Genomic DNA, 11,286 nt, shown 5'->3' on the forward strand with positions numbered 1-11,286 from the left:
CCGCCCGGCGCCAAACCGAACGGAGGAGACGGACCCGCCATGCCCCCCGACACCAACACCGCCATCATGCCCACCGGCCTGACCCCCGATCTGCTGCGGCCCGACCTGCTGCGGCTGAACGCCAGCCCGGCCGGCAAGGAGGAGGCGATCCGCGAGGCCGCCCAGCTCCTGATCGCGGCCGGCTGCATCGACCCGGCCTACGCCGCCAGCATGCTGCGCCGGGAAGCGGTGGCGAACACCTTCCTCGGCCACGGCGTCGCCATCCCCCACGGCATGGTCGAGGACCGCGGCATGGTCCGCCGCAGCGGCATCGCCGTCCTCCAGGTGCCGGGCGGCGTCGCGTGGAATCCCGGCCAGACGGCCCATCTGGTGGTCGCCATCGCCGCACAGTCCGACGCCCACATCGCCGTTCTGCGCCGGCTGACCCGGCTGATGCAGGACGAGGCGCGGCTGACCGGCCTGTTCACCGTCACCGATCCCGCCGCCCTCTCCGCCGCTCTCAGCGAGGACGCGCCCGTGACCGCTCCCACCACGCCGGGCGGCGATCTGGCGGAGCGGTTCGACTGGGTGGTCGATTACCCCACCGGCCTGCACGCCCGCCCGGCCACCGCCTGGGTGGAGACGGCGCGCGCCTCGGCCGCCCGCATCCAGGTCCGCCACGGCGATCTGGTGGCCGACGCCAAGGCGCTTGTGGCGCTGCTCCAGCTTGGCCTGCGCGCCGGCGACAGCGTGGTCGTCTCGGCGGAAGGCGACGACGCCGTGGCGGCGCTGGCCCGCATGAAGGCGACCATCACCCGGCTGACCGCGCGGGAGAAGGCGGACGCCGCCGCCGCGGCGCAGAAGGTCCGCGCGCCCGCGCGCGGCTGGACGCCGCCGAACCCGCTGCCCGCCGTGCCGGGGATCGCCGCCAGTCCCGGCCTCGCCATCGGCCCGGTGCATGTGCTGCCACGCGCCGTCGTGTCCGTGCCCGATGAGCCGGTCCCGCTGATCGAGGGCGGCGACCGCCTGCACGAGGCACTGAGCCGGACCCGCCAGACCCTGAAGGCGCTGGCCGACGACACCGCCCGCCGCCTCGGGCCTTCCGAAGCGGCGATCTTCACCGCCCAAGCGGAGATCCTGAACGACACCGACCTCGTCACGCTGGCCTGCCAGCTGATGGTCGAGGGGCACGGCGTCGCCTGGTCCTGGCACCGGGCGGTGGAGCGCACCGCCGCCGGGCTGGCCGCGCTCGACAACCCCGTTCTGGCGGCCCGCGCCGCCGACCTGCGCGACGTCGGCCAGCGCGTGCTGGCGCGGATCGACCCGGCGCTGCGCACCGGCGGGGCGCCGGACCTGCCGGACACCCCCTGCATCCTGATCGCCGAGGACCTGTCGCCCTCCGACACGGCGGCGCTGGACATGGCGCGGGTGATCGGGCTGGCGACGGCGCAGGGCGGCCCGACCTCCCACACCGCCATTTTGGCGCGCACGCTGGGGCTTCCCGCCATGGTGGCGGGCGGGGCCGCGCTGATGGAGCTGGCGAACGGCACCCCGGCCATCCTCGACGGGCAGACCGGGCGCCTGCACCTGTCCCCCGCCGAGGCCGACACCGCCGACGCCCGCGCCTGGATCGTGCGGGAGGAGGCCCGCAAGGCCGAGGAGGAGGCCCGGCGCGGCCTGCCCGCCCGCACCCGCGACGGCCACGAGGTGGAGATCGGCGCCAACGTCAACCGCCCCGATCAGGTGGCGGTCGCCCTGTCGCAGGGGGCGGAGAGCGTCGGGCTGATGCGCACCGAGTTCCTGTTCCTGGAGCGCGGCGACGCCCCCGGCGAGGACGAGCAGTACGAGACCTACCGCGGTATGCTGACCGCCCTGGAGGGCCGTCCGCTGATCGTCCGCGCGCTCGACATCGGCGGCGACAAGCAGGTGCCGCACCTTCAGCTTCCCCACGAGGAGAATCCCTTCCTCGGCGTGCGCGGCGCCCGCCTGCTGCTGCGCAGGCCCGACCTGCTGGAGACTCAGCTCCGCGCGCTCTACCGCGCCGCCAAGGACGGCGGGGCGCTGTCGATCATGTTCCCGATGATCACGGCGCTGGGCGAGGTGCAGGCCCTGCGCGCCGCCTGCGAGCGCGTCCGGGCGGAGCTGGACGCCCCCGCCGTGCCGCTGGGCATCATGGTCGAGGTTCCAGCGGCGGCCATCCAGGCCGACGTTCTGGCCCGCCATGTCGATTTCTTCTCCATCGGCACCAACGACCTGACGCAATACGCGCTGGCCATCGACCGCCAGCACCCCGAACTGGCGGCGGAGGCCGACAGCCTGCACCCCGCCGTCCTGCGGCTGATCCGCCTGACGGTGGAGGGGGCGGAGCGGCACGGCCGCTGGGTCGGCGTCTGCGGCGGCATCGCCGGGGACCCGTTCGGCGCGGCGCTGCTGACCGGGCTCGGCGTGCGCGAACTCTCCATGACGCCGCGCGACATCCCCGCCGTGAAGGACCGGCTGCGCGGCAGCGACCTGTCCGCCCTGAAGGAATCCGCGCAACGGGCGCTGGAGTGCGAGACCGCCGACGCGGTGCGCGCGCTCGACGGAGGCGAGGCATGAGCACGCTCGACGAAGACATCCGGCCCGTCGTCACCGTCACGCTGAACCCGGCCATCGACCAGACCATCACGGTGGAGGCGCTGCGCCCCGGCCATGTGCACCGGGCCGGCGCCGTGCGGCGCAACGCCGGGGGCAAGGGCGTGAACGTGGCGAGCTGCCTCGCCGATTGGGGCACGCCGGTCGTCGCCACCGGCCTGCTGGGCGCCGGCAACGCCGCCGCCTTCGAGGCGCTGTTCGCCGCCAAGGGCATCGCCGACCGCTTCGTCCGGCTGCCCGGCGAGACGCGGGTCAACGTGAAGATCGCCGACCTCGCCGCCGCCGACACCACCGACCTCAACCTGCCCGGCCTGACCGCCGACGCCGAGGCGCTGGACCGCGTGCGCCGCACCCTGCGCGAGCTGGTCCTGCCCGGCACGCCGGTCCTGCTGGCGGGAAGCCTGCCGGACGGGCTGCCGGCGGACAGCTACGCGACGCTGACGGCGGACCTGCGCGCCCAGGGCGCCCGCGTGGTTCTGGACAGCAGCGGCCCGCCGCTGGCGGCGGCGCTGGCCGCCCCGGACCTGCCCTTTTGCATCAAGCCGAACCGGCACGAGCTGGAAGCCTGGGCCGGCACGCCCCTGCCCGCCACCGCCGACCTGCTGGAGGCGGCGCGCGGGCTGCACCGCAGCGGCGTGGCGGTCGTGGTGGTCTCGCTGGGGGCGGACGGCGCGCTGTTCGTGGCCGACGGCCCGGCGCTGCACGCCCGGCTGCCGGCGATCAACGCGCTGAGCACGGTGGGGGCCGGCGACGCCATGGTGGCGGGGCTGATCGCCGCCTTCGGGGCGGATCGGACGCTGGAAGGTGTCGCCCGCCTGTCCGTGGCTTTCGCCACGGCGAAGCTCGGCTGCTTCGGACCCAACCTGCCGGGGGCGGACGCGGTCCGCGCGCTGGCCGAGCGGGTCGAACTCACAACGCTTCAATGAACGGGGAGCGGGCGACCGCTCGGGAGGAAACCATGGCGAACATGCTGGCCGTGATCGCGGCGGGCGATCTCAGCACCCAGGCCGTCCTGGCCGCCGAAGCGCTGCGCAAGGCCGCGGCGGCGCTCGGCCACACCATCCAGGTGGAGGTGCGCTCCAGCCTCGGCGTCCGCAACACGCTGCCCACCGGGGCGGCGCAGGGCGCGCAGGGGGTCATTCTCGTCGGCTCCGGCGATTTGGGCGAGGAGCGCTTCGCCGGGCTGAAGCGCAGCGCCGCGGCGCTCGACGCCGTGCTGCGCGACGCGCGGGCCGTGCTGGAACAGGCGCTCGCGTCCGCCCCGGCCCAAGCCCCGGCGCAAACGGGCACGAAGAAGATCGTCGCCATCACCTCCTGCCCCACCGGCATCGCCCACACCTTCATGGCGGCGGAGGGCATCCAACAGGCCGCCCAGGCGCTGGGCCACGCCGTGCGGGTCGAGACCCAGGGCTCTGTCGGCGCCCGCGACACGCTGACCGAGCAGGAGATCCGCGAGGCCGACGTGGTGCTGATCGCCGCCGACACGCAGGTGGACCTCGCCCGCTTCGCCGGCAAGCGCGTGTTCAAGAGCGGCACCAAGCCCGCGATCAACGACGGCCGCGCCCTGGTCGAACGCGCCCTGGCCGAGGCGCAGCCGCACGGCGCCGCCCCGGCGCTGGCCGACAGCGCGGCGGCGGGCAAGGCCGCCAAGGCGGAGCACGCGGCGGCGCAGCGCAGCGGCCCCTACAAGCATCTGATGACCGGCGTGTCCTTCATGCTGCCCTTCGTGGTGACCGGCGGCCTGCTGATCGCCATCGCCTTCGCGCTCGGCGGCATTTACGTGTTCGAGGACAGCCAGCAGGGCACGCTGGGCAACGCGCTGTTCCAGATCGGGGCCAAGGGCGCCTTCGCGCTGATGGTCCCGGCGCTGGCCGGCTACATCGCCTTCTCCATCGCCGACCGACCGGGCATCACGCCGGGCATGGTCGGCGGCATCCTCGCCGCCAATCTCGGCGCCGGCTTCCTCGGCGGCATCGTCGCGGGCTTCATCGCCGGCTACGCCACCAGCTTCCTCAACCGCAACATCAAGCTGCACAAGAATCTGGAGGGGCTGAAGCCGGTGCTGATCCTGCCGCTGCTCGGCTCGCTGGTCACCGGCCTCGCCATGATCTACGTGGTTGGCGCCCCGGTGGCGGAGGCCCTGGCGGCGCTGAGCGCCTGGCTCAAGGGGATGCAGGGAAGCAGCGCGATCCTGCTCGGCCTGCTGATCGGCGCGATGATGGCCTTCGACATGGGCGGGCCGGTCAACAAGGCCGCCTACGCCTTCTCCACCGGCCTGATCGCGTCCCAGGTCTACACCCCGATGGCCGCCGCCATGGCCGCCGGCATGGTGCCGCCGCTGGGCCTGGCACTCGCCACCAAGCTGTTCGCCGACCGCTTCACCAGGGAGGAGCGCGAGGCCGGCAACGCCGCGGGCATCCTGGGCATCGCCTTCATCACCGAGGGCGCCATCCCCTTCGCCGCCCGCGACCCGCTGCGCGTCATCCCGGCGCTGGTGCTGGGCGCGGCGCTGACCGGCGCCATCTCCATGGGCATCGGGGCGGAGCTGAAGGTTCCGCACGGCGGCATCTTCGTGCTGCCCATCCCCAACGCCGTCACCCATCTGGTGGGTTACGTCGTGGCGCTGGTCGCCGGGACGGTCACCACGGCGATCGCATTGCGCTTCCTGAAGCGTCCGGTCAGTACCGCCGTGACAGCGTAACAGCGCTGCGAAAGCATTGTTGAGATGAAAACGTTTACATAGCCCCTGGACAGAACGCCTCGTCGGCCCTATCTTTCTTTTGCTGCCTCGGCAGCACGCTCTATAGGGCGTTTCCTCCCTAGACTCAGGCCACGCACGGTTCCCGTGCGTGGCTTTTTTTTCTGTCCGTTGTTCCATCCGGGGCCGGTCCCAAATCTCTCCCTTGCCCAGACCGGGCGAACCTGAGAAGCCGGAGGGGAAAAGCACGAGGACCCGAATGCCCCGCAACAGACCGATCATCGCAGCGCTGGCGGCCACCACGGCCCTGGCTGCCGGATGCACCGATGTGAAGGAAAGTCTTCCGTCCCGGACCGCCACCGAACAGCTCCTGATCTCCAGCGCCGCGGACAACGCTGCCAACCGCCTGCGGCTGGAGCTGCCGGCGGACAAGCGCGCCTTCCTCGACACCGGCAACTTCGACGGGACCGACGCCAAATACGCCGCCAGCGCGATCAAGGAATCGCTGCTGCGCCAGGGCATCCGCCTCGTCCCCGACCGGACCGCCGCCGACACGATCATCGAGATCCGGCTGGGCGCCCTGTCGGTGAACCAGAGCAAGACGGTGCTGGGCATTCCCCCCATCACCCTTCCTGGAACGATCACCCTGCCGGAGGCGTCGGTCTACAGCTCCACCGAGAACCAGGCGGTCGCGAAATTCTCCGCCTTCGCCTACGACAACCAGAGCGGCGTCCTGGTCGCCTCGACGGAGCCGGCCTACGGCCTCTCGGGGGAGCAGAGCTACCGGGCGATGACGCTGTTCTCCTGGCGCACCTCGCCCCCCTACCCCGAAGACGTCAACTGACGACACCAACCGGCGCGGGCATGTCCGTGCGAATTTTGCGTTCAACCAAAGCCATTGCCGCATTCTCTGGCGCGGCTGGGGGTGGACGCGTAACATGCCGTGGTCCCGCGGGGCGCGGCATCAGGCGCAAAGGCGACGGCACAGTGGACGATCATGGGGCGGAGCGGGACAGCGGCGGCGCCCGACGATCGGAACGGCTGCTGCTTGCCCAGAAGACCGCCCTGGAGCGGGCGATCGGCGGCGCCGGGCTGGACGAGGTGCTGGCCCTGCTGGTCCGGGCGGGCGCCGAACAGCTCGGCGCGCGGGCGGCCATCTTTCTGGTGGACGAGGGCGGTCTCAGCCTGCGCTTCGGCGTGGCGGCGGGCCTGCCGGACACCTACACGCGGGTGGTGGATGGGTTCGAGATCGGGCCGCAAGCCCCCTCCTGCGGTCTGGCCGCCCACAGCGGGGAACGGGTGGTGGTCGAGAATGTGGCGCTGGACCCGCGCTGGGCGCCCTACTACGCGCTGACGCGGGAGCATGGCATCGCCGCCTGCTGGTCCACCCCAATCCGCGCGGTCAATGGGACGGTGCTGGGCGCCTTCACCATCTACCACGCCACCCCCTGCGCGCCCGGCCCGCTGGACCTGGAGTCGGTGGATCTGCTGACCCATACCGCCGCCCTTCTGATCGAACGGGACCGGACGGAGCGGGAGCGCCAGTCCAGCGAAGCGCTGCTGTCCTCGGTTCTGGAGCATCTGCCGGTCGGCGTCGCCGTCTACGACACGCAGGGCCGCACCACCCGCAACAACCGGCTGATGCGCGACTACACCAACGGTTCCCTGCCCTCCGCCGACGACCGGGAGGCGGCGCGTTGGCGCGCCTTCCACCCCGACGGGCGGCCGGTCGAGCGCAAGGATTTCTCGGGCGCGCGCGCTTTGCGGGGCGAGATCGTGGTGCCCGGAATGGACTTCCTGCACCGCGCCGCCGACGGGACGGAGCATTGGACGCGCGTGTCGGCCGCCCCGTTGCGCGACGGCGACGGGCGGATCACCGGTGTGGTCGCCGTGGTCAGCGACATCGACGCGGAGAAGCGGGCGGCGCAGGGCTTGGCCGCGGCGCTGGACGAGGCCCGCCGCAGCGAGCTGGTGGCCCACGAGATGAGCCACCGCATCATGAACAGCTTCCAGCTTCTGCACGGGCTGGTCGCGATGCAGACCGCCACGGTCACCGACCCGGCGGCGCGCAAGGTGGTGGAACAGGCCTTCTCGCGAATCCAGGCGATGGCGCTGGTTCAGCGCCGCCTGTTCGAGGCGACGCGCAACGACCTCGCCACGCTCGACGCGGCCGACTATCTGCAACGGCTGGGGGAAAGCCTGACCGGCGCCTTCATCGATTCGGGCCGCTGCACCCTGGTCATCGACGCCACGCACGGAATCCCGATGCCCGCCGCGCAGGCCTCGTCCATGGGGCTGATCGTGACGGAGCTGGTGCTGAACGCCCTGAAGCACGCCTTCGGCGCGCAGCAACACGGGACGGTGACGGTGCGGTTCGAAGCCTGCGGAGACGACCGCCGGCTGACGGTGACCGACGACGGGGCCGGTCTGCCGGACGGCGCGGGCACGGTGAAGCCCGCCGGGTCGGGGCAGGGCATGGGCATGACGCTGGTGCACGGACTGGTGCGCCAACTGGGCGGAACGCTGGAGATCGACCGCCCCGATCGGGGCGGCCGCCCCGGAACCCGCTTCGTTCTGACTTTTCCAGCCTGACGGCTTCGAAGCCACCGGATTCCGGGATGGCGCGGCGTCCCAATCTTTAGGCGACGGCTTCCATCGGCTTTTCCACCTTGCCGCCGAAGCCGTTCTCCAGCGCCCAGATCGCCGCCTGGGTGCGGTTGGAGGCGTTGATCTTGCGCAGCAGGCTCTTCAGGTGAACCTTCACCGTCGCTTCGGTGATGTTCAGATGATTGGCGATCATCTTGTTGCTGTCACCCTGCAGCAGGCGCTCCAGGATCTGCGTCTCGCGCTGCGACAGGCCCTTGGCCGCGGTCGGGCCGTTGGCGCTGCTGTTGGCGCCGGCCTTGCCGGTGATGAGAAGGGCGGCGAGGTGGGTCGGGAAGACCTTTTCGCCGATCATCACCAGACGCAGCGACTGCGCCAGCGCGGCGGGGGAAATGTCCTTCATCAGGAAGGCGTCAGCCCCGGCCTGGATGGCGTTGGCCATTTCCTGGGCGTCGAGGTGGCTGGCCAGAAGGACGAGCCGCGCGGTCGGATACTGCTCCCGCAGGACGGTCACGGCCTGCACCGTGCCGTTGGCGGAAGCCGGGTCCATCATGATCAGCTCGGGCATGTCGCCCTCCATCATGCCCGGCGGCGGTACGTCGCTGAAACTGGCGGCCTCTTTCGTGATGCGGAACTCCCCTTCCGAGAAGAGGGCCTTCATGCCTTCGCGGAAAAGTTTGTTGGCGTCGATCAGAAAGATGGAGACCGATTGCATCGTCCAGTCACTCTCGAAGGTGATTGAGATGAGTCACCCTACCCTATCGTTGGCGGTCCGGCTACCCGTCCGTTAGTAGAATATTAACCAATGAAGTCCGAGGCACGTCCTCCCATCGGGCATATGCCCCTCCCCGGAAAGCCGGTCCAGGACGCTCCCGGATGCTTGGAAACCCAAAAAACCGTGCCTGAACAGGCCACTACCCACTTTGCGCAGGAATCGGACGCCGTCTCGTTAATATCACGGCAACCATAATCGGCCATTGGTACAGTCATCGTAATTCATCGCTTGGATGGGTGCCCGACATGCCGATGGTGTCCATGTGGACGAAGATCAGTCCGTGTCACTTCGTGATGCAGGACTGTCACCGCCAGATCGAAATCCGTTACCACGCCACCGGCTCGCAGAGCGGTTGGGGCGTCTACGCCGATGGAACTCTGGTGCAGCGGCGCGCGGCCTTCACCGAAGCGCGCGGCGTTGCCATGGGGCTGGCGACCGGTTCCTGAAACGGGTCTTGCCCGCCTGATGTCACAGCGTGGACGTCTGGCGGTTAACCGGCTCTTGAGACTGTTCCGCGCAGGATGGCCTTCGTCGCAGGAGGCCGTCATGACGTTCCGCCCACTTCCCCTTGCTTGGCGCCGGCTCGCGCTCTGCGCCCTTCTCGGCCTCATGGGGATCGCCTTCTGGGCCGCGCTGCAACCGCAGTTGGCGCCCAGTGGCCTCTACGGCTTCGACAAGCTTGTGCATGCCGGGGCCTTCGGGCTTCTGACCCTTCTCGGCATCCTGGCCAGCGCCAGCCGGCGCGCGGCCTTTCTGGCGGTGCTGGCCGTCTTCATGCTCGGCGGCACCATCGAAGTGGCGCAATCCTTCGTCCCGGGACGCGAGGCCAGCCTGTCCGATCTGGCCGGGGACGCCGTGGGGATCGCGCTGGGAATCACGACCGTCCGGCTGGGACATCGCGCCGCCGAACGCGCACGCCGCACACGCCATGGAATAGTCACGCAGCCCACGGCGTTCGCGTCCTTACCGGAGTGAGGAGACGCACGGTCCGGACCGGCAATCCCGAGCAACCTTCTCCGTTTTTTGGTTTTGTTCGTCTACCAAACCATGCTATGCCGAAAGGCAGAACATCTGGAGTAACGCTTATGGACTGGCATAACGAAAAGGCTAAGACCGGCGCGCGCGCCCTGGAATCCGCGTTCGGCGTGATGCTGACGGTCTGCGAGGCCACCGACGGCTGGTGGAACTGGCACGCGGAGCATGAGGGGCTGAGCTGGACTCCCGACGCCCGCTGGTTCGCCACCCGCCGCGAGGCGCAGGATGCGGCGGAGGAATGGGCCTCCACCCTGGCGCCGCAGCATCTGGGCTTCCTTCACCGCGCGGCCTGACGCCGCAAACTTGTGCGATCGGGGCCAATGTGAACGGGGCGGTGCCGTTGACCCGCCCCGCGTCCGCTTCCACAATGGCCACCGTGCCAAGGCGACGGGAAGCGGCTGCGATCATCCCTTGGGACTGTCAATCAGGTCCATGGCGGTGATGAGATGCAGCACGAGACGCTCCCCCTTCCCGGACTTTCGCTTCAAAAAGCCTTCCTGCCGCCCGAGGCAAAACTCGTGGCGGTCGGAAACGGTGCCGGGCGCTGGACGGACTCCGCCGCTGGCCGGGCATGCCTTGCCCTTCCCTCTTCCCGACCGACGCTCGACTCATGGTGCGGTCCGGTTGGGCCGCGCCACATCGACTGGCTGGTTCTGGACGGTTGCGGCGACGCCCTGGCGGTGCTGGACGGGGCCGCAGAGTTGCTGCGGCTGCGCCGCATCGACTTCCTCCAGTTCGAGGAGGCCGAGGCCGGCGGGCCGTTGGCCGCGCTTTACAAGCGCCTGCAAGCCAACGGCTATTCGCTGTTCCGCTTCGCCGACCGCAATCTGGAATTCCGCGGCACGCCGCCGGAGGACGGGCGCGGCGGCACGCATATGGCGGTCGCCCCCCGGCACTGGAACCGGCTGTTCGCGCGCAGCCAGGGCATGTTCCGCTACAAGGACCTGTTCCCCCGCCACGGAGTCGTGCCGCGCGGCATCATCCATGTCGGCGCCCATGAGGGGGAGGAATACACCAACTATCAGGAGGCCGGCGGTGCCCGCGTCCTGTTCGTCGAGGCGGACCCGGCGACCTTCGCCACGCTCCAGACCCGTTTCGCCGGCAACGGCGACGTCGTCTGCCTGAACGCGGCAGTCTCCGACACCGCCGGGCGGGGGCGCTTCTCCCGCATGTCGAGCCGCCAGTCCAGTTCCCTGCTGGAGCCGACCGGGCATCTGACCGTCTATCCCCACATCACCGTCGACGAGGTCATCGAGGTGGAGACCCGAACCCTGCCGGACCTGCTGGCGTCCAACGGCCTCGCGCCGGAGGATTTCAACGTGCTGGCGATCGACGCGCAGGGCTCGGAATGCCGGATTCTCAACGGCTGCGGCGATCTGCTGCCCCGGTTCGACGCGGTGATGACCGAGGTGAGCTACGCGGAGCTGTATAAGGGCTCCGGGCTCGCCGCCGATGTGGACGACATCCTGTTCGCCCACGGCTTCGCCCGCGTCGCCGAAACCAGCCCCTACCATCACAGCTGGGGCGACGCGCTTTACGTGCGCCGTCCCGGCTGATATCG

General features: G+C 70.5%; 10 protein-coding genes. 9 read left to right on the forward strand and 1 reads right to left on the reverse strand.

The genetic code is table 11. The features are described 5' to 3' along the window. Nucleotides 1-39: 39 nt before the first annotated feature. The 5 genes from ptsP to JJL56_RS19730 all read left to right on the forward strand — a co-directional run bounded on the left by ptsP (nucleotide 40) and on the right by JJL56_RS19730 (nucleotide 7,903). Entirely contained in the window at nucleotides 40-2,577 is a 2,538-nt protein-coding gene (gene ptsP / locus JJL56_RS19710) for a phosphoenolpyruvate--protein phosphotransferase (protein WP_247891158.1), read from the forward strand. After that, nucleotides 2,574-3,539: a 1-phosphofructokinase gene (gene pfkB / locus JJL56_RS19715; RefSeq protein WP_200486038.1), complete on the forward strand. Its 966-nt coding sequence runs from the start codon at nucleotides 2,574-2,576 to the stop codon at nucleotides 3,537-3,539. The genes ptsP and pfkB overlap by 4 nt, the downstream gene beginning before the upstream one ends. A gap of 32 nt (nucleotides 3,540-3,571) precedes the next feature. Continuing rightward, entirely contained in the window at nucleotides 3,572-5,314 is a 1,743-nt protein-coding gene (locus tag JJL56_RS19720; protein WP_200486039.1) for a fructose-specific PTS transporter subunit EIIC, read from the forward strand. A gap of 256 nt (nucleotides 5,315-5,570) precedes the next feature. Beyond that, nucleotides 5,571-6,155 (forward strand): DUF6655 family protein, encoded by a 585-nt coding sequence (locus JJL56_RS19725; protein ID WP_145626227.1) that lies wholly within the window; start codon nucleotides 5,571-5,573, stop codon nucleotides 6,153-6,155. A 143-nt stretch (nucleotides 6,156-6,298) separates the two neighbouring features. Then, entirely contained in the window at nucleotides 6,299-7,903 is a 1,605-nt protein-coding gene (locus JJL56_RS19730) for a GAF domain-containing protein (RefSeq protein ID WP_200486040.1), read from the forward strand. Between the two features lie 46 nt (nucleotides 7,904-7,949). Here JJL56_RS19730 and JJL56_RS19735 read toward each other — a convergent pair whose 3' ends face one another. Continuing rightward, nucleotides 7,950-8,630, reverse strand: coding sequence for a LuxR C-terminal-related transcriptional regulator (locus tag JJL56_RS19735; protein ID WP_145626229.1), 681 nt, complete (start codon nucleotides 8,628-8,630; stop codon nucleotides 7,950-7,952). Nucleotides 8,631-8,935: 305 nt separating this feature from the next. Between JJL56_RS19735 and JJL56_RS19740 the strand changes: the two genes are divergently transcribed. From JJL56_RS19740 to JJL56_RS19755, 4 genes are all read left to right on the forward strand, one after another. Beyond that, nucleotides 8,936-9,136 (forward strand): hypothetical protein, encoded by a 201-nt coding sequence (locus JJL56_RS19740; RefSeq protein WP_145626230.1) that lies wholly within the window; start codon nucleotides 8,936-8,938, stop codon nucleotides 9,134-9,136. 100 nt (nucleotides 9,137-9,236) lie between these two features. Beyond that, a complete protein-coding gene (locus JJL56_RS19745; RefSeq protein WP_200486041.1) occupies nucleotides 9,237-9,665 on the forward strand; it encodes a VanZ family protein in 429 nt (142 codons plus the stop codon). Between the two features lie 110 nt (nucleotides 9,666-9,775). Continuing rightward, nucleotides 9,776-10,018 (forward strand): hypothetical protein, encoded by a 243-nt coding sequence (locus JJL56_RS19750; RefSeq protein ID WP_040137885.1) that lies wholly within the window; start codon nucleotides 9,776-9,778, stop codon nucleotides 10,016-10,018. 225 nt (nucleotides 10,019-10,243) lie between these two features. Further along, a complete protein-coding gene (locus tag JJL56_RS19755) occupies nucleotides 10,244-11,281 on the forward strand; it encodes an FkbM family methyltransferase (protein ID WP_345772610.1) in 1,038 nt (345 codons plus the stop codon). Nucleotides 11,282-11,286 lie beyond the last annotated feature (5 nt).

The organism is Azospirillum aestuarii (assembly GCF_016632405.1).
Classification (GTDB): Bacteria; Pseudomonadota; Alphaproteobacteria; order Azospirillales; family Azospirillaceae; genus Azospirillum; species Azospirillum aestuarii.

What these genes read in the sequence shown, in the direction of transcription:
- ptsP (WP_247891158.1), top strand. Translation starts at nt 40, where the DNA reads ATGCCCCCCGACACCAACACCGCCATCATGCCCACCGGCCTGACCCCC.
- pfkB (WP_200486038.1), top strand. Translation starts at nt 2,574, where the DNA reads ATGAGCACGCTCGACGAAGACATCCGGCCCGTCGTCACCGTCACGCTG.
- JJL56_RS19720 (WP_200486039.1), top strand. Translation starts at nt 3,572, where the DNA reads ATGGCGAACATGCTGGCCGTGATCGCGGCGGGCGATCTCAGCACCCAG.
- JJL56_RS19725 (WP_145626227.1), top strand. Translation starts at nt 5,571, where the DNA reads ATGCCCCGCAACAGACCGATCATCGCAGCGCTGGCGGCCACCACGGCC.
- JJL56_RS19735 (WP_145626229.1), bottom strand. Translation starts at nt 8,630, where the DNA reads ATGCAATCGGTCTCCATCTTTCTGATCGACGCCAACAAACTTTTCCGC.
- JJL56_RS19740 (WP_145626230.1), top strand. Translation starts at nt 8,936, where the DNA reads ATGCCGATGGTGTCCATGTGGACGAAGATCAGTCCGTGTCACTTCGTG.
- JJL56_RS19745 (WP_200486041.1), top strand. Translation starts at nt 9,237, where the DNA reads ATGACGTTCCGCCCACTTCCCCTTGCTTGGCGCCGGCTCGCGCTCTGC.
- JJL56_RS19750 (WP_040137885.1), top strand. Translation starts at nt 9,776, where the DNA reads ATGGACTGGCATAACGAAAAGGCTAAGACCGGCGCGCGCGCCCTGGAA.